This window comes from Pseudomonas sp. 203-8, assembly GCF_020708595.1.
Lineage (GTDB): Bacteria > Pseudomonadota > Gammaproteobacteria > Pseudomonadales > Pseudomonadaceae > Pseudomonas > Pseudomonas aeruginosa.
Genome location: NZ_JAJFDF010000002.1, coordinates 215160 through 241103, shown reverse-complemented (window position 1 = coordinate 241103; position 25944 = coordinate 215160). Strand labels below are relative to the sequence as shown.

At 65.0% G+C, this 25944-nt stretch carries 28 protein-coding genes and 1 tRNA gene; 6 read left to right on the top strand and 23 right to left on the bottom strand.

From position 1 onward, the window contains the following. The 12 genes from rlmN to trmJ all read right to left on the bottom strand — a co-directional run bounded on the left by rlmN (nt 1) and on the right by trmJ (nt 9043). Nucleotides 1-1140 (bottom strand): 23S rRNA (adenine(2503)-C(2))-methyltransferase RlmN, encoded by a 1140-nt coding sequence (gene rlmN, locus LJF27_RS04615; RefSeq protein ID WP_023117139.1) that lies wholly within the window; start codon nt 1138-1140, stop codon nt 1-3. Between the two features lie 24 nt (nt 1141-1164). Beyond that, on the bottom strand, nt 1165-1596 hold the full coding sequence (gene ndk, locus LJF27_RS04610; RefSeq protein ID WP_003092811.1) for a nucleoside-diphosphate kinase: 432 nt from the start codon (nt 1594-1596) through the stop codon (nt 1165-1167). 243 nt (nt 1597-1839) lie between these two features. Then, entirely contained in the window at nt 1840-2040 is a 201-nt protein-coding gene (gene iscX, locus LJF27_RS04605) for a Fe-S cluster assembly protein IscX (protein ID WP_003092814.1), read from the bottom strand. 25 nt (nt 2041-2065) lie between these two features. After that, a complete protein-coding gene (gene fdx / locus LJF27_RS04600; protein WP_003092818.1) occupies nt 2066-2404 on the bottom strand; it encodes an ISC system 2Fe-2S type ferredoxin in 339 nt (112 codons plus the stop codon). A 6-nt stretch (nt 2405-2410) separates the two neighbouring features. Beyond that, on the bottom strand, nt 2411-4270 hold the full coding sequence (gene hscA / locus LJF27_RS04595; protein ID WP_023117140.1) for a Fe-S protein assembly chaperone HscA: 1860 nt from the start codon (nt 4268-4270) through the stop codon (nt 2411-2413). Nucleotides 4271-4312: 42 nt separating this feature from the next. Then, nucleotides 4313-4834 (bottom strand): co-chaperone HscB, encoded by a 522-nt coding sequence (gene hscB, locus LJF27_RS04590; protein WP_003092824.1) that lies wholly within the window; start codon nt 4832-4834, stop codon nt 4313-4315. A gap of 7 nt (nt 4835-4841) precedes the next feature. Next, on the bottom strand, nt 4842-5165 hold the full coding sequence (gene iscA / locus LJF27_RS04585) for an iron-sulfur cluster assembly protein IscA (RefSeq protein ID WP_003100617.1): 324 nt from the start codon (nt 5163-5165) through the stop codon (nt 4842-4844). A 27-nt stretch (nt 5166-5192) separates the two neighbouring features. Continuing rightward, nucleotides 5193-5579 carry a Fe-S cluster assembly scaffold IscU gene (gene iscU, locus LJF27_RS04580; protein ID WP_003092829.1) on the bottom strand — a complete coding sequence of 129 codons (387 nt, stop codon included), beginning with the start codon at nt 5577-5579 and terminating at the stop codon, nt 5193-5195. A 34-nt stretch (nt 5580-5613) separates the two neighbouring features. Then, nucleotides 5614-6828: an IscS subfamily cysteine desulfurase gene (locus tag LJF27_RS04575; RefSeq protein WP_003092832.1), complete on the bottom strand. Its 1215-nt coding sequence runs from the start codon at nt 6826-6828 to the stop codon at nt 5614-5616. A gap of 29 nt (nt 6829-6857) precedes the next feature. After that, a complete protein-coding gene (iscR, locus tag LJF27_RS04570; RefSeq protein ID WP_003092836.1) occupies nt 6858-7349 on the bottom strand; it encodes a Fe-S cluster assembly transcriptional regulator IscR in 492 nt (163 codons plus the stop codon). A 144-nt stretch (nt 7350-7493) separates the two neighbouring features. Continuing rightward, nucleotides 7494-8270, bottom strand: a complete 777-nt coding sequence (gene cysE, locus LJF27_RS04565; protein WP_003092839.1) for a serine O-acetyltransferase — start codon at nt 8268-8270, stop codon at nt 7494-7496. Next, entirely contained in the window at nt 8270-9043 is a 774-nt protein-coding gene (trmJ, locus tag LJF27_RS04560; RefSeq protein ID WP_003092842.1) for a tRNA (cytosine(32)/uridine(32)-2'-O)-methyltransferase TrmJ, read from the bottom strand. Before trmJ ends, cysE begins: the two co-directional genes overlap by 1 nt. Nucleotides 9044-9194: 151 nt before the next feature. Between trmJ and suhB the strand changes: the two genes are divergently transcribed. Continuing rightward, the gene (gene suhB, locus LJF27_RS04555; RefSeq protein ID WP_003092845.1) at nt 9195-10010 is read left to right on the top strand and encodes an inositol-phosphate phosphatase; all 816 of its coding nucleotides are present in this window, start codon (nt 9195-9197) and stop codon (nt 10008-10010) included. Nucleotides 10011-10114: 104 nt separating this feature from the next. Here suhB and LJF27_RS04550 read toward each other — a convergent pair whose 3' ends face one another. From LJF27_RS04550 to queA, 6 genes are all read right to left on the bottom strand, one after another. Continuing rightward, on the bottom strand, nt 10115-10663 hold the full coding sequence (locus LJF27_RS04550; RefSeq protein WP_003092848.1) for a glycine zipper 2TM domain-containing protein: 549 nt from the start codon (nt 10661-10663) through the stop codon (nt 10115-10117). A gap of 183 nt (nt 10664-10846) precedes the next feature. Continuing rightward, on the bottom strand, nt 10847-11767 hold the full coding sequence (secF, locus tag LJF27_RS04545) for a protein translocase subunit SecF (protein ID WP_023117141.1): 921 nt from the start codon (nt 11765-11767) through the stop codon (nt 10847-10849). A gap of 10 nt (nt 11768-11777) precedes the next feature. Continuing rightward, the gene (gene secD / locus LJF27_RS04540; protein ID WP_023117142.1) at nt 11778-13640 is read right to left on the bottom strand and encodes a protein translocase subunit SecD; all 1863 of its coding nucleotides are present in this window, start codon (nt 13638-13640) and stop codon (nt 11778-11780) included. 59 nt (nt 13641-13699) lie between these two features. After that, the gene (yajC, locus tag LJF27_RS04535) at nt 13700-14038 is read right to left on the bottom strand and encodes a preprotein translocase subunit YajC (RefSeq protein ID WP_003092856.1); all 339 of its coding nucleotides are present in this window, start codon (nt 14036-14038) and stop codon (nt 13700-13702) included. 43 nt (nt 14039-14081) lie between these two features. Beyond that, nucleotides 14082-15200, bottom strand: coding sequence for a tRNA guanosine(34) transglycosylase Tgt (gene tgt / locus LJF27_RS04530; RefSeq protein WP_003100607.1), 1119 nt, complete (start codon nt 15198-15200; stop codon nt 14082-14084). Nucleotides 15201-15212: 12 nt separating this feature from the next. Further along, nucleotides 15213-16256 (bottom strand): tRNA preQ1(34) S-adenosylmethionine ribosyltransferase-isomerase QueA, encoded by a 1044-nt coding sequence (gene queA, locus LJF27_RS04525; RefSeq protein ID WP_003137849.1) that lies wholly within the window; start codon nt 16254-16256, stop codon nt 15213-15215. Nucleotides 16257-16358: 102 nt separating this feature from the next. On the opposite strand from queA, the gene LJF27_RS04520 reads away from it, so the two are divergent. Beyond that, nucleotides 16359-16445, top strand: a tRNA-Leu gene (locus tag LJF27_RS04520). 325 nt (nt 16446-16770) lie between these two features. On the opposite strand, the gene LJF27_RS04515 is transcribed toward LJF27_RS04520, so the two are convergent. Then, nucleotides 16771-18351: an EAL domain-containing protein gene (locus LJF27_RS04515; RefSeq protein WP_023117143.1), complete on the bottom strand. Its 1581-nt coding sequence runs from the start codon at nt 18349-18351 to the stop codon at nt 16771-16773. Nucleotides 18352-18480: 129 nt separating this feature from the next. Here LJF27_RS04515 and LJF27_RS04510 point away from each other — a divergent pair, with 129 nt between their 5' ends. Beyond that, on the top strand, nt 18481-18978 hold the full coding sequence (locus LJF27_RS04510) for an RDD family protein (protein ID WP_023117144.1): 498 nt from the start codon (nt 18481-18483) through the stop codon (nt 18976-18978). A 131-nt stretch (nt 18979-19109) separates the two neighbouring features. Here LJF27_RS04510 and lptG read toward each other — a convergent pair whose 3' ends face one another. The 4 genes from lptG to LJF27_RS04490 form a co-directional block, all read right to left on the bottom strand. Further along, nucleotides 19110-20177 carry an LPS export ABC transporter permease LptG gene (gene lptG / locus LJF27_RS04505; protein WP_003092863.1) on the bottom strand — a complete coding sequence of 356 codons (1068 nt, stop codon included), beginning with the start codon at nt 20175-20177 and terminating at the stop codon, nt 19110-19112. Next, nucleotides 20170-21288: an LPS export ABC transporter permease LptF gene (lptF, locus tag LJF27_RS04500; RefSeq protein WP_003092864.1), complete on the bottom strand. Its 1119-nt coding sequence runs from the start codon at nt 21286-21288 to the stop codon at nt 20170-20172. The genes lptG and lptF overlap by 8 nt, the downstream gene beginning before the upstream one ends. Nucleotides 21289-21479: 191 nt before the next feature. Continuing rightward, a complete protein-coding gene (locus tag LJF27_RS04495; protein WP_003122093.1) occupies nt 21480-22403 on the bottom strand; it encodes an alpha/beta hydrolase in 924 nt (307 codons plus the stop codon). An 83-nt stretch (nt 22404-22486) separates the two neighbouring features. Then, nucleotides 22487-23299 carry an AraC family transcriptional regulator gene (locus LJF27_RS04490; protein WP_003122092.1) on the bottom strand — a complete coding sequence of 271 codons (813 nt, stop codon included), beginning with the start codon at nt 23297-23299 and terminating at the stop codon, nt 22487-22489. A gap of 336 nt (nt 23300-23635) precedes the next feature. Between LJF27_RS04490 and LJF27_RS04485 the strand changes: the two genes are divergently transcribed. The 3 genes from LJF27_RS04485 to LJF27_RS04475 are packed head-to-tail and all read left to right on the top strand — an operon-like array spanning nt 23636 to nt 25928. Next, complete coding sequence (locus LJF27_RS04485; protein WP_023117145.1) at nt 23636-25123, top strand: leucyl aminopeptidase; 1488 nt, start codon at nt 23636-23638, stop codon at nt 25121-25123. Further along, complete coding sequence (gene holC / locus LJF27_RS04480; protein WP_023116387.1) at nt 25120-25548, top strand: DNA polymerase III subunit chi; 429 nt, start codon at nt 25120-25122, stop codon at nt 25546-25548. The genes LJF27_RS04485 and holC overlap by 4 nt, the downstream gene beginning before the upstream one ends. A gap of 11 nt (nt 25549-25559) precedes the next feature. Next, on the top strand, nt 25560-25928 hold the full coding sequence (locus LJF27_RS04475) for a hypothetical protein (RefSeq protein WP_003112023.1): 369 nt from the start codon (nt 25560-25562) through the stop codon (nt 25926-25928). The last annotated feature ends 16 nt before the right edge of the window (nt 25929-25944 follow it).

The window sequence follows — 25944 nt, the reverse complement described above, 5'->3', positions numbered from 1 at the left end:
TCAATTTCGATTCGCCGCCGACTCGGACTCGGCCAGTTGGCGCACGGCAATATAACGTTCGCTCCGGCGGGTACGATCCATGACCTGACCAACCAGTTGGCCACAGGCCGCGTCGATGTCGTCGCCGCGGGTGGTACGCACGGTCACGTTGAAGCCGCCCTTGTGCAACATGTCCTGGAAACGCCGGATGGCATTGTTGCTCGGGCGCTCGTAGCCGGAGTGCGGGAATGGATTAAACGGAATCAGGTTGATCTTGCAAGGCGTGTCTTTCAGCAATGCGATCATCTGCTCAGCATGCTCGGGCTGATCGTTGACATCCTTGAGCAGGGTGTATTCGACGGTCAGCACGCGCTTCTCGCCGAGCCGGGAAATATACCGGCGGCAGGCATCCAGCAGCATGCCCAGCGGATATTTCTTGTTGATCGGCACCAGCTTGTTGCGCAACTCGTCGTTCGGTGCGTGCAGCGACAGGGCCAGGGACACGTCGATCACCTCGCCGAGCTTGTCGATCATCGGCACCACGCCGGAGGTGGACAGGGTCACCTTGCGCTTGGAAATACCGTAGCCGAGGTCGTCCATCATGATGTTCATGGCGGCGACCACGTTGTCGAAGTTCAGCAGCGGCTCGCCCATGCCCATCATCACGACATTGGTGATGGCGCGGTCGATCTTGGCCGGAACGGTACCGAACGACTTGTTGGCGATCCACACCTGGCCGATCACCTCGGCGGCGGTGAGGTCGCTGTTGAAACCCTGCTTGCCGGTGGAGCAGAAACTGCAATCCAGGGCGCAGCCCGCCTGGGAGGACACGCACAGGGTGCCGCGTCCGCCCTGGGGGATGTACACGGTCTCGACGCAACTGCCGGACGCCACCCGGACCACCCACTTGCGGGTGCCGTCGGCGGAAATATCCTGGCTGACGATCTCGGGACCGCGTATCTCGGCTGAGGCCTTGAGCTTTTCGCGCAAGGCCTTGCCGACGTTGGTCATGGCGTCGAAATCGTCGACGCCAAAGTGGTGAATCCACTTCATGACCTGGCCGGCCCGGAAACGCTTCTCGCCGATGGACTCGAAGAACTGTTCCAGCTGCGGCTGGGACAGGCCCAGCAGGTTCACCTTGCCGGCGGTGGTCGTTGTCATGGTTTCACCCTCACCCACGCTCGATCAGCGAATGCGCTCGCAGACTTCGGTAGCCGCGAAGAAGTAGGCGATCTCGCGAGCGGCGGAAGCTTCGGAATCGGAACCGTGGACGGCGTTCTCGTCGATGGAGACGGCGAAGTCGGCGCGGATGGTACCGGCGTCGGCTTTCTTCGGATCGGTGGCGCCCATCAGCTCGCGGTTCTTGGCGATGGCGTCCTCGCCTTCCAGGACCTGGACTACAACCGGACCGGAAGTCATGAAGGAAACCAGGTCCTTGAAGAACGGACGCTCTTTGTGCTCGGCATAGAAGCCACCGGCTTCACGCTCGGACAGCTGAACCATTTTAGCGGCGACGACGCGCAGGCCGGCTTTCTCGAAGCGGGTCAGGATTTCGCCGATCACGTTCTTGGAAACGGCGTCCGGCTTGATGATGGACAGGGTGCGTTGCAGTGCCATTGGTAAAACTCCGAAACAAGGTTGTCTAGCATGGGCGGCCCCGCCAGCGGGGCGGGACGCCGTGATTCGTTCAGGACGCTGACGAAAACGGCCCGAAAGGGCCGGAATCAGCGTGGCTGCGCCTGGCATCGGGCCCGGCGCGCCTAGCCTGGAATGCGCCCGCGGGCGATTTCAGGCCTTACCTAAAATAAAACCCGCGAATTATACGCGGGTTCCCGGCAAATGCGTAGGGCGGGCCTATGGCTAGTCCCGTTCCTCGATCCAGGCGGCCTGGATGGCCTCCAGGACTTTCTCCCCGCTACGCTGAGGATCGTCGGAGAACTCTGGAAGTTCCACCACCCAGCGCCGCAGATCGACGAAGTTGACATATCGCGGATCGACCTCCGGCTTGCTTTCGTCGAGCTGGATGGCGATTTCCAGCACATCGGTCCATTTCAGGCTCATTGCACGCTCCTCTCTACCGCCGGGCTCAGTGGCCTTCCGACACCTGGTTGATGGTGTACTTGGGAATCTCGACCACCAGGTCTTCGTCGGCCACCACTGCCTGGCAGGATAGCCGCGAATCGGGCTCCAGGCCCCAGGCCTTGTCCAGCATGTCGTCTTCGAGTTCGTCGGACGGCTCCATGGAATCGAGGCCTTCGCGGACGATTACGTGGCAGGTCGTGCAGGCGCAGGATTTCTCACAGGCATGCTCGATCTCGATGCCATTGCGCAACGCGGCATCCAGGATGGTTTCGCCGGGCTTCGCCTCGAATACCGCCCCCTCGGGGCAGTGGTCGGCATGGGGCAGAATCACGATCTGCGGCATCTTCGCTTATTCCTCGATTTCGTTGAGCCGGCGGCCGGAGAGCGCGGCCTTGACGGTCGCGTCCATCCGCCGTGCGGCGAAAGCGTCGGTCACCTGGGACAGGCGCTTGATCTGGTTCTCGATGGCCGCGGTGTCGCTACCACCGGCCAGTTCACGCAAGGTGTCCATCTGCGCCGTGATGGCCAGGCGCTCCTCTTCGTCCAGGAGCCGCTCTCCGTCGACGTCCAGCGCCGACTGCACGGCCTCCAGCAGCCGCTGCGCCTCGACCTGCTGTTCGCGCAGGGCGCGGGCAGCCTTGTCGTCGCCGGCGTAGTCGAAGGAGTCCTTGAGCATCCGCGCGATCTCGCCGTCGGTCAGCCCATAGGACGGCTTGACCTGGATGCTGGCCTCGACGCCGGAACTCAGTTCGCGTGCGGACACGCCGAGCAAGCCGTCGGCGTCGACCTGGAAGGTCACCCGGATTTTCGCCGCGCCCGCCACCATCGGCGGAATGCCGCGCAGCTCGAAGCGCGCCAGCGAACGACAATCCTTCACCAGCTCGCGCTCGCCCTGCAGCACGTGGATCATCATGGCCGTCTGGCCGTCCTTGTAGGTGGTGAACTCCTGGGCGCGCGCCACCGGGATGGTGGTATTGCGCGGAATCACCTTCTCCATCAGCCCGCCCATGGTTTCCAGGCCGAGCGACAGCGGAATGACGTCCAGCAGCAGCAATTCCTCGCCGCGCTTGTTGCCGGCCAGGGCATCGGCCTGGATGGCCGCGCCGATGGCGACCACCTGGTCCGGATCGATATCGGTCAGCGGCTCGCAGCCGAACAACTCGCCAACCGCCGTGCGCACACGGGGCACGCGGGTCGAGCCACCGACCATCACCACCGAGCGGATTTCTTCCAGATCGACACCGGAGTCGCGCACCGCTCGGCGGCAGGACTTCAGGCTGCGAGCGACGAACGGCTCGATCAACTCGTCGAGCGTCGCCCGGCTCAGCTCGCCGCTCCAGTCGCCGTAGGCGACCCGGACCGACGCCTCGTCGGTAAGACGCTCCTTGGCCGCACAGGCGATTTGCAGCAACTGCCGCTGGCTGCCCGGGTCCAGATCGGCAGAAAGGCCAGCCTCCTCGATCACCCAGCCAGCGATGGCATGGTCGAAGTCGTCGCCGCCCAGGGCCGTATCGCCGCCGGTGGCCAGGACTTCGAAGACACCGCGGGTCAGGCGCAGGATGGAAATGTCGAAGGTTCCACCACCCAGGTCATAGATGGCCACCAGGCCTTCCGCGCCCTTGTCCAGGCCGTAGGCCACGGCGGCGGCGGTCGGCTCGTTGAGCAGGCGCAGGACGTTCAGTCCGGCCAGGCGCGCGGCATCCTTGGTAGCCTGGCGCTGGGCGTCGTCGAAATAGGCCGGCACAGTGATCACCGCACCCACCAGCTCGCCACCGAGGGTGGTTTCGGCGCGCTGGCGCAGCTCACGCAGGATGTCCGCCGAGACTTCCACAGGACTCTTCAACCCCTGTACGGTCTCGATGAAGGGCATGTGCGACTCGCCCTGGCGGAAGCGGTAGGGCAATTGCTCGCCCAGTTGCTTGACGTCCTCCAGGCCGCGCCCCATCAGGCGCTTGACCGAAATGACGGTATTGAAGGGATCCTCCGCGGCGGCCGCGCGGGCGCTCTCGCCCACTTCCGCCCGCTCGGCGTGATAACGCACCGCGGAAGGCAGGATCAGGCGCCCCTGCGCATCCGGCAAGGGCTCGGCGACGCCGCTACGCACCGCGGCGACCAGCGAATTGGTGGTACCCAGGTCGATCCCAACCGCCAGGCGACGCTCATGGGGCTTGGGACTCTGACCGGGCTCGGCGATCTGCAGTAGGGCCATGCTCTGTCTTAACTATGGGGTGCGGCCCGGGGGCCGCAGGGATTAATCGTCGAGTCGCTCTTCCAGCTGGCGCACTTCCTGCGCGAGCTTGTCGAGGAACTGCATGCGACGGACCAGGCGTTCGGCCTCTTCGCGGCGCTGCGCATCGTCCCAGCACGCGGCGAACTCACGCTCCAGCTCGGCCTGGGCGGCCTTGAGCCGACGCTTGAAGGTCGCCACGCCGGCCAGGTCGGCGCTGTCCTGCAACTCCTCCAGTTCCTCGCGCAGCTGCATCTGCTGCAGGAGAAACTCCGGATCCTGCACCGTAGCCTCCAAGGGCAACTCGTGACCACTCAGGGTCAACAGGTACAGGGCCCGGCGCGGAGCGCTCTTCAGGGTCTGGTAGGCCTCGTTCAGTTGCGCCGCGCGTTCCAGGGCGAGACGCTGCTCGCGCTCGGGAGCGTCGGCGAAACGGTCAGGATGGACGCTGCGCACCAACTCGCGATAGCGCTGGCCGAGCTCGTCGAGATCGACCAGGAAAGCCGGTTGCAGGTCGAACTGGGCGAAATGACAGGGTTTACCCACGCCGGCCTCAGACGTTGAAGCTTTCGCCGCAGCCGCATTCGCCACGAACGTTGGGATTGTTGAACTTGAAGCCTTCGTTGAGCCCTTCGCGAGTGAAGTCCAGCTCGGTGCCATCGAGATAGACCAGGCTTTTCGGGTCGATGATGACCTTCACGCCATGGCTCTCGAAGACCAGGTCCTCGGCCGCCAGTTCATCGACGAATTCGAGGACATAGGCAAGCCCGGAACAGCCAGTGGTGCGCACGCCAAGACGGATACCCTCGCCCTTGCCGCGCCCCTCGAGGGAGCGCTGCACGTGTTTGGCGGCGGCTTCGGTCATGCTGATGGCCATTGCAACTCCTTACTCGTCACGAGCGGCTTAGAGCAAACCCTTCTTCTGCTTGTAGTCGCGAACGGCGGCCTTGATGGCGTCTTCGGCGAGAACGGAGCAGTGGATCTTCACCGGCGGTAGGGCCAGCTCTTCGGCGATGGTGGTGTTCTTGATGGTTTCCGCCTCGTCCAGGGTCTTGCCCTTCATCCACTCGGTGGCGAGGGAGCTGGAGGCGATCGCGGAACCGCAACCGTAGGTCTTGAACTTGGCGTCTTCGATCACGCCCTGCTCGTTGACCTTGATCTGCAGGCGCATCACGTCGCCGCAGGCCGGCGCGCCGACCATGCCGGTGCCGACGTTGGGATCGGCAGCGTCGAGCTTGCCGACGTTGCGCGGGTTTTCGTAGTGGTCGATGACCTTTTCGCTATATGCCATGGCTAATCCTCACGTTTTCCGGGGCACGAGGCGCTCAGTGCGCCTGCCATTCGACCTGGGACAGGTCGACGCCCTCTTTGTACATATCCCACAGCGGCGACAGTTCGCGCAGCTTGGAAACGGCCTCGACCACCTTCTTCGCGGCATAGTCGATCTCTTCCTCGGTGGTGAAGCGACCGAAGGTGAAGCGGATGGAGCTATGCGCCAGTTCGTCGTTGCGGCCCAGGGCGCGCAATACGTAGGACGGTTCCAGGGACGCCGAGGTACAGGCCGAACCGGAGGAGACCGCGAGGTCCTTGAGCGCCATGATCAGCGACTCGCCCTCGACGTAGTTGAAGCTGACGTTGAGGTTGTGCGGGACGCGGGAGGTCATGCTGCCGTTGATGTAGAGCTCTTCCAGGCCGTCGATCTGCGCGAAGAAGCGGTCGCGGAGCGCCAGCACGCGGGCGTTCTCCTGGGCCATTTCTTCCTTGGCGATGCGGAACGCCTCGCCCATGCCGACGATCTGGTGGGTGGCCAGGGTGCCGGAACGCATGCCGCGCTCATGGCCGCCGCCGTGCATCTGGCCCTCGATGCGGACGCGCGGCTTGCGCCGGACGTAGAGCGCGCCAATGCCTTTCGGGCCGTAGGTCTTGTGCGCGGAGAAGGACATCAGGTCGACCTTGAGCTTGTCCAGGTCGATCTCGACCTTGCCGGTCGACTGTGCGGCGTCGACGTGGAACAGCACGCCGCGGGAGCGGGTCAGCTCGCCGATGGCGGCGATGTCGTTGACGGTGCCGATCTCGTTGTTCACGTGCATGACCGAGACCAGGATGGTGTCGTCACGCAGCGCCGCCTCGACCAGTGCCGGAGTGATCAGGCCATCTTCGCCCGGCTCCAGGTAGGTCACTTCGAAACCTTCGCGCTCCAGCTGGCGGCAGGTGTCGAGGACCGCCTTGTGCTCGATCTTCGAGGTGATGATGTGCTTGCCCTTGCCCGAGTAGAAGTGCGCGACGCCCTTGATCGCCAGGTTGTCGGACTCGGTGGCGCCGGAGGTCCAGACGATCTCGCGGGGATCGGCGTTGACCAGTTCGGCCACCTGGCGACGGGCGTTCTCCACGGCCTCCTCGGCTTTCCAGCCGAACACGTGGGAACGCGAAGCCGGGTTGCCGAAGTTGCCGTCCATCAGCAGGCATTCGCTCATTTTCTGGGCGACGCGGGGATCGACGGGAGTGGTCGCGGAGTAATCGAGGTAGATCGGCAATTTCATCAGGTAACTCCTACAGGCTGGCGCCCTGCTCAGTCGATGGCGGACGCTTCAATCTTGTCGAGACGAGGCGTCTTGCCTGAGCAACGGCGTTCGTCCTGGCGCAGCGCGACCTCCTGGACCTCCTGGCGGCTGACCAGATCGGCCAGGCTGATGCCGCTGAGGAACTCATGGATCTGCAAACTGAGGTCGCACCACAGGTGGTGGGTCAGACAGGTATCGCCGGAGTGGCAATCGCCCTGCCCCTGGCAGCGGGTCGCGTCGACGGATTCGTTGACCGCGTCGATCACCTGCGCCACATGGATGCCCGACATATGGCGGGACAGCTGGTAGCCGCCGCCCGGGCCGCGCACGCTGGTCACCAGGTTGCCACGGCGCAACTTGGCGAACAGCTGTTCGAGATAGGACAGGGAAATGCCTTGGCGTTCGGAGATATCGGCCAGCGAGACCGGACCTTGCTGAGCATGCAGCGCCAGGTCGAGCATGGCGGTTACGGCGTAGCGGCCTTTGGTGGTCAGACGCATGGGCTTTTCCCATCGGGATCATTCGGGGTTGACGCGGATTATGCTCTTATCCGAGTAATTAGGTCAACTATAAGACCGATCAAATTACTCAGGATTAGGCAAATTCAGGGCGCTACATGCTAGCAGAAAGCCGCCGGCCGCGCATTACGCGGCCGGATTGCCATCCTCGTCCTTGACCCCGGCGAAATCCTCCTCGCGCAATACCGGCAGATCCTTCGCGCAATAGTCGCTCCCCAGGGCGGTGAGCGCCTGGCACATGCCCTCGAGCCGGCCGTCGACGGCCTGCAGGTGATCGAGCAACTGACCAATGGCACGCGCCACCGGGTCCGGCATGTCCTGGCTGACTCCGTAGGCATCGAAGCCGAGTTTCTCCGCCATCGCCTGGCGCTTGGCCTGCTGCTCGGTATCCTCGCGCATGATGATCCGCCCAGGAATGCCGACCACGGTGGCACCCGGCGGGACCTCCTTGGTCACCACGGCATTGGAGCCGACCTTGGCGCCCTCGCCGACGGTGAACGGGCCGAGCACCTTGGCACCGGCACCGACCACCACGTTGTTGCCGAGGGTGGGGTGGCGCTTGCCCTTGTTCCAGGTGGTACCGCCCAGGGTGACGCCCTGGTAGAGGGTGACGTCGTCGCCGATCTCGGCGGTTTCGCCGATGACGATGCCCATGCCGTGGTCGATGAAGAAGCGCCGGCCGATCCTGGCCCCCGGGTGGATCTCGATGCCGGTCATCCAGCGGCCGAAATTGGACACCAGGCGCGCCAGCCACTTCCAGCCGGACGTCCACAAGCCGTGGGCCAGCCGATGCAGCCAGACGGCGTGCAGGCCCGGATAACAGGTGAGGACCTCGAGTGCGTTGCGAGCCGCCGGATCACGGTGGAATACGCTTTGGATATCTTCACGCACACGTTCGAACATCAGTCGTCACTCCGCTTGTAGGACAGGCCTCGGGCCACCTTCTGGGTTTCGGTCAGGATCCCGCGCAGGATATTCATTTCCAGCTTGCTGATCGCGCTGCGCCCATACAGGCGCCGCAACCGCGACATCAGGTGGCGCGGCTTCTCCGGATCGAGGAAGCCGATATCGATCAGCGTCCTCTCCAGATGCGCGTAATAGAGTTCCAGCTCGTCGGCCGTCACCAGCTCGGTGTTGAGCATCGAGGTGGACTCGAACTTTTCCATCTTGGTCGGCTTGCCCTGGGCCGCCAGCCACGCCATGCGCACCTCGTAGGTGAGCACCTGGACCGCGGCCGCCAGGTTCAGCGAGCCGAACTCGGGATCGGAGGGGATATGCACATGGAACTGGCAGCGCTGCAATTCTTCGTTGGTCAAACCCGCATATTCGCGCCCGAATACCAGGGCCACCTCGCCATTCGCCTCCAGGTGCTCCAGGCAGGTCGTCGCGCACTCGCGCGGATCCAGCAGCGGCCAGGGAATCCGCCGGTCGCGGGCGCTGGTGCCGAGCACCACGCTGCAGCCGCTCAGGGCCTCTTCCAGGGTGTCCACCACCCTTGCGGCGTCGAGGATGTCGGTGGCGCCGGAAGCCCGCGCCACCGCGTCGCCGTGGGGAAAGCTTTCCGGCTGCACCAGCACCAGTTGCGACAGGCCCATGTTCTTCATGGCACGGGCCGCCCCGCCGATGTTGCCGGGATGACTGGTGTTGACCAACACCACACGAATACGGTCGAGCAACGCCGATGCTCTCCAACGCCAAGTTACTGAAGGGTGTGAAATCCTACAGCAGAGGTCAGCTTTATACCATGCGGCCGACAGGTCGCCCTTCAAACGCCATCGGTTTCTGCTAGAATGGCCGGCTTTCTTTAACGACCCAGGTGACCTCTCCATGCAGCCTATGCTGAATATCGCCCTGCGCGCCGCTCGCAGCGCCGGTGAACTGATTTTCCGCTCCATCGAACGCCTGGATGTCATCTCGGTCAACGAGAAGGATGCCAAGGACTACGTGACCGAAGTCGATCGCGCCGCCGAGCAGACCATCGTCGCCGCGCTGCGCAAGGCCTATCCGACTCACGCGATCATGGGCGAGGAAGGCGGCTTCATCGAAGGCAGCGGCGAGGGCGCCGATTACCTCTGGGTGATCGATCCGCTGGACGGCACCACCAACTTCATCCATGGCGTACCGCACTTCGCCGTGAGCATCGCCTGCAAGTACAAGGGCCGCCTGGAGCACGCCGTGGTCCTCGACCCGGTACGCCAGGAAGAATTCACCGCCAGCCGCGGTCGCGGCGCCGCCCTCAACGGTCGCCGCCTGCGCGTCAGCGGCCGCAAGAGCCTGGAAGGCGCCCTGCTCGGCACCGGGTTCCCGTTCCGCGACAACCAGATCGACAATCTCGACAACTACCTGAACATGTTCCGCAGCCTGGTCGGCCAGACCGCCGGCATCCGCCGCGCCGGCGCCGCCAGTCTGGACCTGGCCTACGTCGCCGCCGGACGCTACGACGCCTTCTGGGAATTCGGCCTGTCCGAATGGGACATGGCGGCAGGCGCCCTGCTGGTACAGGAAGCCGGCGGCCTGGTGAGCGACTTCACCGGCAGCCACGAATTCCTCGAGAAGGGTCACATCGTCGCCGGCAACACCAAATGCTTCAAGGCACTGCTGACCACCATCCAGCCGCACCTGCCGCCGTCGCTGAAGCGCTGATCCGCCGCTGACGAAGAACCCGGCCTGGCGCCGGGTTTTTCATCTCCATAAAAATGCACAAGGGCGCCCGCGGGCGCCCTTGTGCATCATTGCGACAGTCAGGCTCAGCGCAGCGTTTCGCCCTGGCTGAGGATCAGCCGGCCGTTCTTGTCGACCGGGATCTGGCTGCCCGGATCGCGCTCCATGCGGATCTGCCCGGCCTTACCGTCGAGCATGTACTTCACGTCATAGCCGACGACCTTCTCGCTGCTGTCGTGCACGGTGCTGCAGCGGGTTTCGGTGGTGGTGTAGGTGTCACGCTCCTGCATGCCTTCCTGCACCTTGTTGCCGGCGTAGCCGCCGCCGACGGCGCCGGCCACGGTGGCGATCTTCTTGCCGGTACCGCCGCCGATCTGGTTGCCCAGCAAGCCGCCGACCACCGCACCGATGGCGGTACCGGCGATCTGGTGCTGGTCCTTGACCGGACGCTGGCGGGTCACGGCCACGTCCTTGCAGACCTGGCGCGGCGTCTTGATGGTTTCCTTGACCGGCTGGACAGCGACGACCTCGGCGTAGTCGGGACCGCGATCCACCAGGCTATAGGTGGCTACCGCGCCACCTGCGGTCACGCCTACGGCACCCAGAACGGCCCCGACGAGCATCGACTTGTTCACATGTACCTCCTGGCTTTCATCCAATGCGGGCTATGTTCGCCCTTTGCCTTGCCTAGGACTGGGCAAAAACCACCAAGTTCCAGGCTCCCGACAAACGTTTCGTTGGCGCAGATACGAAAACTCCCGCCAAAAGCGGGAGTCCTCGAGTGACCGGCAGGCGCCGGAGTGCCGAACCAGAGCGCCTCAGGGGCGATCGTCGACGGTGTCCTTGGCCTGCGGCGGGATCAGGTCCTCACTGGTCAGGTTCAGCCAGATCAAGACCACGTTGGCGATGTAGATCGACGAGTAGGTACCCGCCATTACACCGACGAACAGGGCGATGGAGAAACCGAACAGGTTGTCGCCGCCGAAGAACAGCAGCGCGGCGATGGCCAGCAGCGTGGAGACCGAGGTGGCGATGGTGCGCAACAGGGTCTGGCTGGTGGAGATGTTCAGGTTCTCGATCAGACTGGCCTTGCGCAGCACGCGGAAGTTCTCGCGCACCCGGTCGAAGATCACGATGGTGTCGTTCAGCGAGTAACCGACCACCGCCAGCACCGCGGCGAGGACGGTCAGGTCGAAGGTCACCTGGAAGAACGACAGCACGCCCATCACGATGATCGCATCGTGCACCAGCGAGAGGATCGCCCCGAGGGCGAACTTCCACTGGAAGCGGAAGCCGACGTACAGCAGGATGCCGCCCAGCGCCAGGAGCATGCCGAGGCCGCCCTGGTCGCGCAGTTCTTCACCCACCTGCGGGCCGACGTACTCGACCCGCTTCAGGTTCGCCGGGTTGCCGGCATCGGCCTGCTGCAAGGCGGTAGCGACCTTCTTGCCCAGTTCCGGGTCCTCGCTGGGCATCCGCACCAGCACGTCGCGGGCGTCGCCGAAGCTCTGCACCACGGCGTCCTCGTAGCCGGCGCCGACCAGTTGACCACGCACCTTGCCGAGATCGGCCGGTTGTTCGTAGGTCAGCTCGATCAGCGTACCGCCGGTGAAGTCGAGGCCGAAGTTGATGCCCTTGGTGAACCAGCTGCCCAGGGCGATGACGGTCAGGATCAGGGTGACGGCAAACGCGACGTTGCGGATGCCCATGAAGTTGATGGTACCGATCTTGATATTCATCTCAGTCCCCTTAGATCCACAGCTTCTTGAAGTCACGCCCGCCGAAGATCAGGTTGACCATTGCGCGGGTGACCATGATGGCCGTGAACATCGAGGTGATGATGCCGAGCGACATGGTCACGGCAAATCCTTTCACCGGGCCGGTGCCCATGGCGTAGAGGATGCCGCCGACCAGCAGCGAGGTCAGGTTGGCGTCGAGGATCGCGGTGAAGGCACGGTTGAAGCCTTCGTGGATCGCCCTCTGGACCGACATGCCATTGGCCAGTTCCTCGCGTATCCGCGAGAAGATCAGCACGTTGGCGTCCACCGCCATGCCCATGGTCAGCACGATACCGGCGATGCCCGGCAGGGTCAGGGTCGCGCCGAGGATCGACATCAGCGCTACCAGCATGACCATGTTGAAGGCCAGCGCAACGGTGGCGATCATGCCGAAGAAACGGTAGATGACGATGATGAACAGCGATACGAAGAGCATGCCCCAGAGCGACGCATCGACACCCTTGGCGATGTTGTCCGCCCCCAGGCTCGGGCCGATGGTGCGTTCTTCGGCGAAGTACATCGGCGCAGCCAGGCCGCCGGCACGCAGCAGCAGGGCCAGCTCGGAGGACTCGCCCGGGCCATCGAGGCCGGTGATACGGAACTGGTTGCCCAGCGGCGACTGGATGGTCGCCAGGCTGATGATCTGCTTCTCTTCCTTGAACGCCGGAACCGCGACCTCCTTCTCGACGCCATCGACCATCTGCTTGGTGTAGCGGGTCACCGGCTTCTGCTCGATGAACACCACCGCCATGCTGCGGCCGACGTTGTTGCGGGTGGCGCGGTTCATCAGCTCGCCGCCATGGCCATCCAGACGGATGTTCACCTGCGGGCGGCCGTTCTCGTCGAAACTGGCGCTGGCGTCGGTGACCTGGTCGCCGGTGATGATCACCCCGCGCTCCAGCGGCACCGGCGGCCGGCGCGGCTCGCGGAACTCGAAGGTCTCGGTGGCGGACTTCAGGGCGTCCGGCTCGGCGGCCAGGCGGAATTCTAGGTTGGCGGTCTTGCCGAGGATCCGCTTGGCTTCCGCGGTGTCCTGCACGCCCGGCAGCTCGACCACGATGCGATTGGCGCCCTGGCGCTGCACCAGCGGCTCGGATACGCCCAGCTCGTTGACCCGGTTGCGGACGGTGGTGAGGTTCTGCTTGATGGAGTATTCGCGGATTTCCGCCAGTTTGGCCTGGGTCAGGGCGACGCGCAGGACCTGCAGGCCGTTGCGCTCTTCGGGCACGACCTCGAAATCGCGGAAGTCCTTGGCGATCAGGCTGCGCGCCTTGTCCAGGGATTCGCTGTCGGTGAAACCGAGCTGGATCGCGCGATCCTGGATCGGCAGGCTGCGGTAGCGCACGCGCTCCTTGCGCAGCAGGCTCTTCACTTCGCTTTCATAGACCTTCAGGCGGGCATCGACCGCCTTGTCCATGTCCACTTCCAGCAGGAAGTGCACGCCGCCGGACAGGTCCAGGCCGAGCTTCATTGGGCTGCCGCCCAGCTTGCGCAGCCACTCGGGAGTGGTCTGGGCCAGGTTCAGCGCCACCACGTAGTCGTCGCCCAGGGTCCGGCGCACCACTTCCTTGGCGGGAAGCTGGTCGTCCTGCTTGACCAGGCGGATCAGGCCGCCCTTCTTCGACAGGCTGTTGGCCTTCACCGCGATACCGGCGTCGGTCAGCGCCTTGGCAGCGCGGTCGACGTCGGCCTGGGTGACCTGCAGCGCCGTGCTGGCGCCGCTGATCTGCACCGCCGGGTCGTCCGGGTAGAGGTTGGGTGCGGAATAGATGAACCCGACGGCGAGGACCGCCAGGATCAGCAGATATTTCCACAGAGGATACTTGTTGAGCATGACACCGCCCGTTATGACGCGGGGCGCCTTGCGCGCCCCGTCATGTGTTTAGGTGAAAATCAGATCGCTTTCAGGGTGCCTTTCGGCAGGGTCGCGGCAATCGCGGCCTTCTGGAACTTCAGCTCGACGTTGTCGGAGACCTCGACGACGACGAAATCGTCGGCGACCTTGGTCACCTTGCCGGCGATACCGCCGGAAGTGACGACTTCGTCACCTTTTTGCAGGTTGCCCAGCAGGTTCTTGTGTTCCTTGGCGCGCTTGGCCTGGGGACGCCAGATCATCAGGTAGAAGATGACCAGGAAACCAACCAGGAAGACCCACTCGAAACCGGTGCCGGCCGGGCCAGCGGCTGCCGGAGCGGCTGCGTCGGCGTAGGCAGCGGGAATTAGAAAGCTCATGTAGCACTCCTGTCACAAAGCAATAGAGTTGGATAAAGGAAAGTCAGGCATCCAGCGGCGGCGTGGGAAGGCCGCGCTTGGCATAGAAGGCATCGACAAAGGCGGCCAATGTACCCTGTTGGATTGCCTCGCGCAAACCAGCCATAACCCGCTGATAATGCCGCAAGTTGTGGATGGTATTGAGCATGCTACCGAGCATTTCCCCGCACTTGTCCAAGTGGTGCAGATAGGCGCGGGAAAAATGTTTGCAGGTGTAACAGTCGCAGGTCGGGTCGAGCGTGGAGTCGTCGTGCTTGTGTACCGAGTTGCGGATCTTGATCACCCCGCTGTCGACGAACAGGTGGCCGTTGCGCGCATTGCGCGTCGGCATCACACAGTCGAACATGTCCACGCCGCGGCGCACGCCTTCCACCAGGTCTTCCGGCTTGCCCACGCCCATCAGGTAGCGCGGCTTGTCGGCCGGCATCTGCGGCGGCAGGAAATCGAGCACGCGGATCATCTCTTCCTTCGGCTCGCCCACCGACAAACCACCGATGGCCAGGCCGTCGAAGCCGATCTCCTGCAAGCCATCCAGCGAGCGCAGGCGCAGGTCCTCGTGCATACCGCCCTGGACGATGCCGAACAGCGCCGACGGGCTATCGCCATGGGCGATCTTCGAGCGCTTGGCCCAGCGCAGCGACAGCTCCATGGAGCGCTTGGCGACGTCATGGTCGGCCGGGTACGGCGTGCATTCGTCGAAGATCATCACGATGTCCGAGCCCAGGGCGCGTTGCACCGCCATGGACTCCTCCGGCCCCATGAAGACCTTGGCGCCGTCCACCGGCGAGGCGAAGGTCACGCCCTCCTCCTTGATCTTGCGCATGGCTCCCAGGCTGAACACCTGGAAACCGCCGGAATCGGTGAGGATCGGGCCTTTCCACTGCATGAAGTCGTGCAGGTCGCCGTGGCGCTGGATCACCTCGGTGCCCGGGCGCAACCAGAGATGGAAGGTGTTGCCGAGGATGATCTGCGCGCCGATGTCCTCGATGTCGCGCGGCAACATGCCCTTCACCGTGCCGTAGGTGCCCACCGGCATGAAGGCCGGGGTCTCGACCACGCCGCGGGGGAAGGTCAGGCGGCCGCGACGGGCCTTGCCGTCGGTCGCCAGCAGCTCGAAGTTCATGAAGCTCATGGATCAGTCCTCGGGTCCGCGGGGCGCGGGATTGCGGGTGATGAACATGGCATCACCGTAACTGAAGAAGCGATAGCCCTGCGCCACCGCCGCGGCGTAGGCGGCCATGGTCTCCGGGTAGCCGGCGAAGGCCGAGACCAGCATCAGCAGGGTGGATTCGGGCAGGTGGAAGTTGGTGACCAGGGCATCGACCACATGGAACGGCCGGCCCGGGTAGATGAAGATGTCGGTGTCGCCGCTGAAGGGCTTCAGCTCACCGTCGCGTGCCGCGCTTTCCAGCGAGCGCACGCTGGTGGTGCCGACGGCGACTACCCGGCCCCCGCGAGCCCGGCAGGCGGAAACCGCGTCCACCACGTCCTGGCCGACCTCCAGCCATTCGCGGTGCATCACATGGTCCTCGATGCGCTCGACACGCACCGGCTGGAAGGTACCGGCGCCGACATGCAGGGTAACGAAGGCGGTATCCACCCCCTTCGCGCGGATCGCCTCGAGCAGCGCCTCGTCGAAGTGCAGGCCGGCGGTCGGGGCCGCCACCGCACCGGCGCGCTGGGCGTAGACGGTCTGGTAGCGCTCGCGGTCGGCCGCATCGTCCGGTCGGTCGATATAGGGAGGCAACGGCATGTGCCCGACCCGCTCCAGCAAAGGCAACACAGGCTCGGCGAAAGCGAGTTCGAACAGAGCGTCGTGGCGCTGCAGCATCTCCGCGCTGCCACCGCCTTCGACGAGGATCCGCGTACCGGGCTTGGGCGCCTTGCTGGCGCGTATATGGGCAAGCACCCGGTGCTGGTCGAGCACGCGCTCGACCAGGACTTCCAGCTTGCCGCCGGATTCCTTCTGGCCGAACAGGCGCGCCGGGATCACCCGGGTATTGTTGAACACCATCAGGTCGCCCGGACGCAGGTAGTCCAGGAGATCGGCGAATTGTCTGTGAGCGAGGGTTCCCGTCGGGCCATCCAGCGCCAACAGGCGGCTTGCGCGGCGTTCAGGCAGGGGATGACGGGCGATCAGGGCCTCGGGCAAGTCGAAATGAAAATCGGCGACACGCATGGGGAGACTCTCGAAAGGCCGCGTAGCTTACCGGAAATGTGTTTTCCCCGCCACGAACCCGATTGACCAACGGTAGGCGCCTCCCTATACTGCGCCGCCATTGCCTCGGTGGCGGAATCGGTAGACGCGGCGGATTCAAAATCCGTTTCTGGCGACAGAGTGAGAGTTCGAGTCTCTCCCGAGGCACCATCCTGACTTCCCAAGCGTTTCCAGGGGAGCCCAGGACAGCAGAGAAACCGGCCTTCGCGCCGGTTTTTTGTTGTCCGCGATCTGGCTGATCCGGCCTGCAAATAAAAAAAGGCAGCGCTGGAGTCGAGACGCTGCCTTTTACCCGAGCTGCTGTCTTCCCAGCTCGGCGAAAAAAAATCTACCACAGCCAACGCCAAAAAGAAGCCCCGCGGATGCGGGCTTCTTGTCGCGCCAGGGGCGGTTTGCACCTGTTCGGTCTGCGGGTCTTTTGCTCATCCGTGACGAATAAGCTGGCAGCTCGCCCCTGGCGCGGGACTTTCAGCCGCTAGCCTCGGTCCGCCGGAAGTGCGACGACGGAAGCCCCCTGCCCTTCCTGCACAGTCAGGCTGGAAAGCAGACTCTCCAGCGGCATCGGCCGGCCGATCAGGTAGCCCTGCAGGTAATCCACCCCGCGGGCGGCCAGGTAGTCACGCTGCTCGGGGGTCTCCACGCCTTCGGCGACGATATCCAGGTCGAGCTTGGCGGACAGCTCGACGATGCTGTCGAGAATATGCCCGGAAAGGGTATCGATGCCGATGCGGGCGACGAAGCTCTGGTCGATCTTCAGGCAGTCCACCTGGAACTTGCGCAGGTAGGCCAGGCTGGAATGTCCAGTGCCGAAATCGTCGATGGCGATCTTCACTCCCAGGGCATGCAATTCGTCGAACAGGCGGTCGGTGACTTCGCTCGACTCGATCAGCTCGCGCTCGGTCAGTTCCAGGACCAGGGTGATGTGCCCGGGCGGAAACGCCGCCAACAGCTCGCGACAGTCGTCCACCAAGGCCAGTTCGTGGCAATGGGTGGCACTGATGTTGAAACCGATGTGGAAGCCTGGCTCCAGCTTCCCGGCATGCCCGCCCAGGTCTTCCGCGACCTGGCGCATCAGCGCGCGCGTCATCGGTACGATCAGTCCCGAGCGCTCGGCGAAAGGTATGAACAGGTCGGGCCGGATCAGTCCCTCGCGCGGATGACGCCAGCGCATGAGCACCTCGACGCCTATCCAGCGTCCACCCTGGCCGGGACTCAGCGGCTGGTAGTAGGGAATGAACTCGTTGGCCTCCAGGGCCCGGCGCAGTTCGCTGCTGGGCGAGGCGACCCGCCTGGATAGCCAGTAGCACAGAGTGCCGGCCAGCAGTCCGAAGAACAGTAGCAGGCCGAACATCGCTGGGTTCTGCGAGCGGATCGATCGCCATTCCTCGCCCTCGGGGAAGCCCGACAGCACCCGCAACGGATAACGCTGCGAAGCGAGCGATACGGCGGCGACCTCATAGGTGGGCGGCGCGTCGCGGTGAGTGCGGCCCTCGGCATCCAGCCAATTGGGACCGACCACCAGCATCTGGCGGCTGCGTCGGTCAACGAGGTCCAGCACGTAGCTCAAGTAGCGCCCGTCGATCGCCGCCAATACCCCGCGCTTGCCGTCGAAGTCCCGCAGGACCAGCAGCGCGGCGTCCGGCGTGACCTGGTTGCCGGGCATCAGCAGGAGGCGTCCGTCGACATAGTTCTCGATCCGCACCGGCTCGTCGAAGCCGCCGAACAACGACGTGCAATAGATCGTATTGTCGCGCGTCAAATTGACCGAGCGCACGAACGGCATGATCGCCACTTGCTCGCGCAGCGCCAGTTCGGCCTCGGGACAAGGGCGCCCCGCCACCGGCATGACCTTGCGCGCCGCCAACGCAGCGTTGTCGAGCATCCGTTCGAACTGCCGCACCGCATTCCCGGCTGCCTGCTCGGACGTCTCCTGGAGGCTTCGCTCGGCCTGCCAGTAGAGGATGAGCAGCCCCAGGACGATCGGCATCACCCCGACCAGCACGGACAACGACAGCCGGAGCGCCTTTCTCCTGGCTCGCTTCACCGGAATCGGCATAGAAAAGACTCGTAATGATTGGGGTCTGCGCAAAGACTAGAACAGCCGGGGAAAAGCGTTGCCCGGGTGGGCGGCGCAAGCTGCGGATGGACGTATAATCCCCGGCTTTGCCCCGCACGGAACACGCCGATGCCGAAACACATGCTTTCTCCCCAGGGCGACTATGCCTCTGCCGGTCTGATCCGCCGCCTGGCGGCGATGTTCTATGACTTCCTGCTCTGCGTGGCGCTGATGATGGTGGTCACCCTGGTCTACCAGCAAGGCATCCTTCGACTGATCTACGGCAGCGACCATCTGCGCGAACTGGCCGACCGCGGCGCGCTGATCGGCGACCCGCTGCTCTCGACCTTGCTGGTGTTCGCCCTGTTCGGCTTCTTCGCCAAATTCTGGACCCACAACGGCCAGACCCTGGGCATGCAGGTCTGGGGACTGCGCGTGCAGAACCGCGACGGCAGCGCCATCAGCCTGCTCCAGGCGCTGCTGCGCTTCATGATCGCCATCGCCTCCTGGCTGTGCCTCGGCCTCGGCTTCCTCTGGATGCTCTGGGACAAGGACAAGCGTACGTGGCACGACCGCTATTCGGAGAGCCAGGTGGTCAGGCTGCCGAAGAACACTCACAAGAAGTGAGCGAAACAGGTCCGCAGAACGCGCTGTTTTGGCCTTTGTCGCGCCGGCGGCCAGGCTCCAGCCCGACGCGACAAGGAAGCACAAAGGCCACCCGTGGGTGGCCTTTTTTCATACCCGGCCTGCCGGGCCTGTCAGCCCGCCCGGCGTAGCAGCCAGACACCCGCCAGTGCGCAGATCGAGGCGGGGATCACCACCGCCAGCAGCGGCGGGAAGTCGAACACCAGGCTGGAGGGTCCGAGCAGGTCCTGGGCGATGCGGAAGACGAAGCCCACCAGCACGCCGGTGAAGATCCGCTGGCCCAGGGTCACCGAGCGCAACGGACCGAAGATGAAGGAAATCGCCATCAGCACCAGCGCGGCGGTCACCAGCGGTTGCAGGACCTTGGTCCAGAACGCCAGCCAGTAGCGGTTGTTGTTCAGGCCCTGGTCGGCGAGATAGTGGATGTACTGCCAGAGACCGCTGATAGACAGCGCCTCGGGCTCCATCACCACAGTGTTCAGCAGTTGCGGGCTGAGCTGGGCATCCCAGCGTTCGGTCGGTAGCTTGACCACCTCGGAACGCTTTTCCCTCGGATGCAGCAAGGTGGTGGTGACCTCTTCCAGTTGCCAGTGATCGGTCTCGAAGCGCGCGCGCTTGGCGAAACTGGCCGATTCCAGGCCACGCTGCTCGTCGAAGCGGTAGCGGGTCACGCCGTACAGCACGCCATTGGGCTGCACCGCGTTGATGTGGATGTACTCGCGCCCCTGGCGATGCCACAGACCGCGCTTGGAGCTTTGCGAATCGCCGCCGCCCTGGGCCAGGGCGCGGCCGCTCTGGGCGATGTTCTCGGTCCAGGGCGCGACGTACTCGCCAACCAGGATGCCGGCCAGCATCAGCACCAGCATCGGTTTCATCACCGCCCAGACGATCCGCGACAGGGATACCCCGGCCGCGCGCATGATGGTCAGTTCGCTGTTGCTGGCCAGGGTGCCGAGGCCGACCAGGCAGCCGATCAGCGCCGCCATCGGCAGCATGTCGTAGGCCCGCCGTGGCGCGGTGAGGAAGATGAAGCGCAGGGCGTCGCCGATGCCGTAGCTGGCGCTGATGTCGTTGAGTTCGTCGATGAAGGCGAACAGCAGCGCCAGGCCGAGGATCACCCCGAGCACCGCGAGGATCGCGACGAAGACGGTGACACCGATGTAACGATCGAGCTTAACCATGCGCCACCTCGCGACCGGCACGGGAGGACGCCAGCTTCAGGCGCAAGGGTTCCCAATAGAACAGAAGAAGACCGATCGCCAGGAATAGTCCGTGGACCCACCACAGGCCGATGGCCATGGGGATCTTGCCTTTGTCCAGCTGGCCACGGACAGCGATCAGCAGGGCCAGGTAGCCCATATAAAGGAGGATCGCCGGCAGCAGCTTGAGGAAGCGCCCCTGGCGTGGGTTGACCCGCGACAGCGGCACCGCCAGCAGGGTCACCACGAACACCAGCAGCGGGGTCGACAGGCGCCACTGCAATTCGGCCTGGTAGCGTGGGTTGTCGCTGCCGAACAGGTCGGCGGTGGGCACCGCGTCACGCTCGCTCACCTCGCTGCTGGCCTCGGGCTTGGGCAGCATCACGCCATAGGTGTCGTACTGGATCGCCCGGTAGTTGGCCTGCCCGGGATTGCCGTCGTAGCGGTAGCCGTTGTGCAGGATCAGGTAACGGCTGCCATCCGCCTGGATGTTCTGGGTGCCCTTCTCCGCCACCAGGATGGAGATGCCGCGTTCCTGGTTGCTGCTGTTGAGGTCCTTCTGCGAAATGAAGATGCCGGCCAGTTCGCCGCGATCCTTCGACAGTTCCTCGGTATAGGTCACCCGGGTACCGTCGCGCATTGCCTGGAAACGGCCCGGGACCAGGGTGTCGAACTCGGTCAGGGTATCCTGCTTGTTCAACAGCAGGGCGAACTGGTTGATGCCCTGGGGCGCCAGGAACAGGCTCAGCCAGGCCACCAGGATCGCCACCAGCAGCGCCGGCGCCATGGTATAGCCGAGCAGGCGCTTCTGGCTCATGCCGGTCGCCGAGAGCACGGTCATCTCGCTTTCCAGATAGAGTCGCCCGTAGGCCAGCAGGATGCCGAGGAACAGGCCAAGCGGCAGGATCAGCTGCAGGAAGCCGGGAATCCGGAACGCCATGATCAGGAACAGCGAACCGGGGTCGAGCAACCCCTGCGCCGCTTGCGCCAGGTACTTGATGAAACGGCCACTCATGATGATCACCAGCAGCACGGCGCTGACGGCGCTCATGGTGACCAGCACTTCACGGGACAAATAACGGAAAACGATCAATCCGGACACTCCTGGGTTGCCAGGCTCTGACGGGGCCCGTCGGCCCCGTCATCACGCGTTTCCGGCCATGGCGGCATGGCGCGGAGAAAATAGCCGGCATTATCCTGCGATTCGGCGGGCCTGTCACTGCGCAGGCCGAACCAAGAGCCCGATAGACCGTCGAGGCGAACGCTCGTTCAGCGCTTGCCGATTTATTCGACGACTGTCGCTGGCTGCTCGCCGCCCTCTCCGAGATGACGGACGAACCAGTCTGCCGCAGCCTGGCTGGTGGCGTCGAAATGCTCGATGTACGGCGTGAAATGGCCGCCGGCGAGCATCAGCAGCCGCTTGGGCGGCAACGCCCGCTGGTAGGCCTCCAGGCAAAGGTCCGTGGGCGTAAGCAGGTCCCGGTCGGCGACGATCATCAGCAGCGGCGTGGGGCTGATCCGCCCAATGTGAATGCCCGGCTCGTTCTCTCGCGCCAGCTCGGCGCTACGCAGGGTCACCCGGTTGCACCAGTTCGGTGCCAGCGCCGCGCTGTCGGTGAAGAACCGGTGGGCGTCCGCGCCGGCCATCGCGCAAGGCTCGTCGGGGCTCGCGGCGACCGCCGGCAACAGCGCCGGCGGCAAGCCCTCGAAGCGCCGCTGGCGGTCCGCGTCGAAGCTTGCCAGCAATGCCGGCAACTGCTCGGCGCGGGTCCGGCGCAACGCCGAGGCATGGCCGCTGACGGTCGGCACCTGCGCCACCACGCATTTCACCCGCCGATCCAGTGCGGCCACTTCCAGCACATGTCCGCCGCTGTAGCTGGTTCCCCAGATGCCGATGCGCCTCGCGTCGACCCGTGCCTGGGCGCCCAACCAGGTGATCGCGTCGCGATAGCCGCGACGCTGCATCACCGGATCGATTTCCTGGCGCGGCTCGCCGTCGCTGTCGCCGAAGTTCGGATGATCGTAGAGGAGCACGACGAAGCCGGCGGCGGCGAATACCTCGGCGTAACGGTCCAGGTACTGCTCCTTCACCCCGGAAAAACCGTGCGTCATGACGATCGCCGGCCGCTCGGCACGCGCTTCCGGCAAATACAGCCAGCCGCGCAGGGCGACACCCTCGGAGCGGAATTCCACGTTCAGTCGTTGCATGCTTGCCTCCCGGGGCGGTCGTCTGGAAACGGGCCCAGCATAGGAATCCTGCCGCGTCGGCGCCGTCCGCCAACGGACGAAGGCTACGCCGAATCGGACAAGGCGAAGTAGCGGCTCGGCGTGCTCCCGGTCAGGCGTCGGAACATGGCACTGAATGCGCTGGGCGTCTGGTAGCCGAGATCCACGGCGATCCGCGCCACCGCTTCGCCAGCCGCCAGGCGTGGCAGGGCGGCGGCCAGGCGCACCTGGTGGCGCCAATGGACGAAGGTCACTCCCAGTTCGGAGAGAAACAGCCGTGCCAGGGTCCGCGAGGACGCCCCCACGTAGCGCGCCCACTCCTCCAGCCCGCGAGGGTCGGCCGGGTTCTCCAGCAGCGCCTGGCAGATTCTTCCCAGGCGTCGGTCCGCGGGGTCGGGCAAGGCCAGGGGCTGTTCCCGCGACCACTCCAGTTCGTCCAGCAGCACCGCCATCAACCGCCCCTCCCGGCCGCGCTCGTCGTACAACAACGGCAGGCCGGCGGCGCGCACGATCAACTCGCGCAACAATGGGCTGACCATCACTCCGCGCGGCACCCGGGGGAATTCCGGCGGGCAGGACTGCGGCCGGGCATAGACGGTGTGCAAGCGGACCTCGCCGCGCGCCAGCATCGCGTGCGCCATCCCCGCCGGCATCCATACCGCGCGCTGCGGCGGGACCAGCCATAGCGTGCGACCGACATGCAGTTCGATCACGCCCGACAGGGCATGGATCAACTGCGCCCGCTCGTGCCGGTGCTCGGCGACCACGAACCCCGCCGGGAAGGTCTTGGCCATGACCCCGAGCGGCCGGCCGACTCGCTGGTAATCGCGCGGATCGGTACTCCGGGCGGGATCCGCGACTGGTTTGCTGGCGGGCACGGTGCGACTCCTGCGGAACGAAACGTTCATTATAGGGACGCGGCATGGCCGCGGGTTCCCATGCGTACACAGTCGTGCCAGACACACCGCAGTTGTGCGACCATGTGCGGCAACGGCCGGGAGGCACCGCCAACCCGGCTCCGGCGCTGTAGAACCTCGGTTGCCATCCTCGGCATGGAACGACCCCCGCCGCAACGACTAAGCTGTCGCTGCCTGCGTCACCGCCCCGGCGGCGACCGTCAGTCCTCGGGACGAATCGTGCTCGGAACAATCGCTTACCGCTAACGGATGCCGCCCCTTGCGCCATCCCGACTGTCTGTATTGGGGACCTCTTCCATGGAATTCCTTGTTAAAAGCGTACGCCCGGAAACCCTGAAAACCGCCACCCTGGTGCTCGCCGTAGGCGAAGGCCGCAAGCTCGGCGCCAGCGCCAAGGCGGTCGACGACGCCACCGGCGGCGCCATCAGCGCAGTGCTCAAGCGTGGCGACCTGGCCGGCAAGGTCGGCCAGACCCTGCTCCTGCAGAGCCTGCCCAATCTCAAGGCCGAGCGCGTGCTGCTGGTCGGCGCCGGCAAGGAGCGCGAACTGGGCGACCGCCAGTACCGCAAGCTGGCCTCCGCCGTGCTGTCGACCCTCAAGGGCCTGGCCGGCGCCGATGCCGTGCTGGCCCTCGGCGATCTCGCGGTGAAAGGCCGCGATGCCCACGCGAAGGCGCGTCTGCTGGTGGAAACCCTGGCCGATGGCCTGTACGTGTTCGATCGCTACAAGAGCCAGAAAGCCGAGCCGCTGAAACTGAAGAAGCTGACCCTGCTCGCCGACAAGGCCGACAGCGCCGCCGTCGAGCAAGGCAGCAAGGAAGCTCAGGCCATCGCCAATGGCATGGCCCTGACCCGCGATCTCGGCAACCTTCCGCCGAACGTCTGCCATCCGACGTTCCTCGGCGAGCAGGCCAAGGGCCTGGCCAAGGAGTTCAAGGGCCTGAAGGTCGAGGTCCTCGACGAGAAGAAACTGCGCGAGCTGGGCATGGGCTCGTTCCTCGCCGTCGCCCAGGGCAGCGACCAGCCGCCGCGGCTGATCGTCCTGCAATACAACGGCGCGAAGAAGGACCAGGCCCCGCACGTGCTGGTCGGCAAGGGCATCACCTTCGACACCGGCGGCATCAGCCTCAAGCCGGGCCAGGGCATGGACGAGATGAAGTTCGACATGTGCGGCGCCGCCAGCGTCTTCGGCACCTTCCGCGCGGTGCTCGAACTGCAGTTGCCGATCAACCTGGTCGGCCTGCTCGCCTGCGCCGAGAACATGCCCAGCGGCGGAGCCACCCGTCCGGGCGACATCGTCACCACCATGAGCGGGCAGACCGTCGAGATCCTCAACACCGACGCCGAAGGGCGCCTGGTGCTGTGCGACGCACTGACCTACGCCGAGCGCTTCAAGCCTCAGTCGGTGATCGACATCGCCACCCTTACCGGCGCCTGCATCGTCGCCCTGGGCAGCAACACCTCGGGCCTTATGGGCAACAACGAAGCGCTGGTCAGGCAACTGCTCAAGGCCGGCGAGTTCGCCGACGACCGCGCCTGGCAATTGCCGCTGTTCGACGAATACCAGGAACAGCTGGACAGCCCGTTCGCCGACATCGCCAACATCGGCGGGCCGAAGGCCGGCACCATCACCGCCGGCTGCTTCCTCTCGCGCTTCGCCAAGAAATACCACTGGGCGCACCTGGACATCGCCGGCACCGCCTGGATCAGCGGCGGCAAGGACAAAGGCGCCACCGGCCGCCCGGTTCCGTTGTTGACCCAGTACCTGCTGGAACGGGCCAAGTGACCCGGGTCGATTTCTACGTGATCCCCAGCGCCGATCCGTCGGCGCGCCTGCAGGTCGCCTGCCGCCTGGCCGAGAAGGCCTGGCGGCAGGGCATGCATGTCTACCTGCATTGCGCCGACGAGGCGCAGCGCAGCGAGTTGGACGGCCGCCTGTGGAGCTTCCGCGGCGAGGCCTTCATTCCTCACAGCCTGGCCGAGGAAGACGCCGAGGCGCCCGTCGCCCTGGGCCTGGGCGAGCCCCCGGGGAACCATCGCGACCTGCTGATCAACCTGACCCTCGAGGCCCCCGGCTTCGTCCCGAACTTTTCGCGGGTGGCCGAACTGGTGGTCGAGGAGCCGGCGATCCGCCAGGCGGCACGGGATAAATTCCGCTTCTACCGGGAGCAGGGCTATCCTCTACAGGACCATCGCCTGCCGCGTATCTGAAGTGCACGACCATGGACAGCCACAAACCGACACAACCTCCGGAGCAGTTGCTCGATGATCTGGAGTCGATCCACGACCTGCTCTACGAACGGAACGAGCCGCCCTTGCTGACCGAATCCTTCGAGCCGGACAACATTCCCCTGCTTTCCGACGTCGTCTCCCCCGGTACCGCACCGCGCGCGCCAGAGCCGCAGGCCGCAGCAGCCACCACGGCAGGGTTGGCGCCCGCCGAACAGGAGCGCCTGGACGACGAGTTGCGAGCGTCCGCCGAACTGATCCTGCAGGAAGTCATCGACGACTTCGCCCCGCAGATCGAAGCCGAACTGCGCCGCCGCCTGCAAGCCCGCCTGGGTCGCCTGCTCGGCCAACGCAACGGCTGATCCGGACGCGGCGGGC

What these genes read in the sequence shown, in the direction of transcription:
- rlmN (WP_023117139.1), bottom strand. Translation starts at nt 1,140, where the DNA reads ATGACAACGACCACCGCCGGCAAGGTGAACCTGCTGGGCCTGTCCCAG.
- ndk (WP_003092811.1), bottom strand. Translation starts at nt 1,596, where the DNA reads ATGGCACTGCAACGCACCCTGTCCATCATCAAGCCGGACGCCGTTTCC.
- iscX (WP_003092814.1), bottom strand. Translation starts at nt 2,040, where the DNA reads ATGAGCCTGAAATGGACCGATGTGCTGGAAATCGCCATCCAGCTCGAC.
- fdx (WP_003092818.1), bottom strand. Translation starts at nt 2,404, where the DNA reads ATGCCGCAGATCGTGATTCTGCCCCATGCCGACCACTGCCCCGAGGGG.
- hscA (WP_023117140.1), bottom strand. Translation starts at nt 4,270, where the DNA reads ATGGCCCTACTGCAGATCGCCGAGCCCGGTCAGAGTCCCAAGCCCCAT.
- iscA (WP_003100617.1), bottom strand. Translation starts at nt 5,165, where the DNA reads ATGGCCATCAGCATGACCGAAGCCGCCGCCAAACACGTGCAGCGCTCC.
- iscU (WP_003092829.1), bottom strand. Translation starts at nt 5,579, where the DNA reads ATGGCATATAGCGAAAAGGTCATCGACCACTACGAAAACCCGCGCAAC.
- LJF27_RS04575 (WP_003092832.1), bottom strand. Translation starts at nt 6,828, where the DNA reads ATGAAATTGCCGATCTACCTCGATTACTCCGCGACCACTCCCGTCGAT.
- iscR (WP_003092836.1), bottom strand. Translation starts at nt 7,349, where the DNA reads ATGCGTCTGACCACCAAAGGCCGCTACGCCGTAACCGCCATGCTCGAC.
- cysE (WP_003092839.1), bottom strand. Translation starts at nt 8,270, where the DNA reads ATGTTCGAACGTGTGCGTGAAGATATCCAAAGCGTATTCCACCGTGAT.
- suhB (WP_003092845.1), top strand. Translation starts at nt 9,195, where the DNA reads ATGCAGCCTATGCTGAATATCGCCCTGCGCGCCGCTCGCAGCGCCGGT.
- secF (WP_023117141.1), bottom strand. Translation starts at nt 11,767, where the DNA reads ATGAATATCAAGATCGGTACCATCAACTTCATGGGCATCCGCAACGTC.
- secD (WP_023117142.1), bottom strand. Translation starts at nt 13,640, where the DNA reads ATGCTCAACAAGTATCCTCTGTGGAAATATCTGCTGATCCTGGCGGTC.
- yajC (WP_003092856.1), bottom strand. Translation starts at nt 14,038, where the DNA reads ATGAGCTTTCTAATTCCCGCTGCCTACGCCGACGCAGCCGCTCCGGCA.
- tgt (WP_003100607.1), bottom strand. Translation starts at nt 15,200, where the DNA reads ATGAACTTCGAGCTGCTGGCGACCGACGGCAAGGCCCGTCGCGGCCGC.
- queA (WP_003137849.1), bottom strand. Translation starts at nt 16,256, where the DNA reads ATGCGTGTCGCCGATTTTCATTTCGACTTGCCCGAGGCCCTGATCGCC.
- LJF27_RS04515 (WP_023117143.1), bottom strand. Translation starts at nt 18,351, where the DNA reads ATGCCGATTCCGGTGAAGCGAGCCAGGAGAAAGGCGCTCCGGCTGTCG.
- LJF27_RS04510 (WP_023117144.1), top strand. Translation starts at nt 18,481, where the DNA reads ATGCCGAAACACATGCTTTCTCCCCAGGGCGACTATGCCTCTGCCGGT.
- lptG (WP_003092863.1), bottom strand. Translation starts at nt 20,177, where the DNA reads ATGGTTAAGCTCGATCGTTACATCGGTGTCACCGTCTTCGTCGCGATC.
- LJF27_RS04495 (WP_003122093.1), bottom strand. Translation starts at nt 22,403, where the DNA reads ATGCAACGACTGAACGTGGAATTCCGCTCCGAGGGTGTCGCCCTGCGC.
- LJF27_RS04485 (WP_023117145.1), top strand. Translation starts at nt 23,636, where the DNA reads ATGGAATTCCTTGTTAAAAGCGTACGCCCGGAAACCCTGAAAACCGCC.
- LJF27_RS04475 (WP_003112023.1), top strand. Translation starts at nt 25,560, where the DNA reads ATGGACAGCCACAAACCGACACAACCTCCGGAGCAGTTGCTCGATGAT.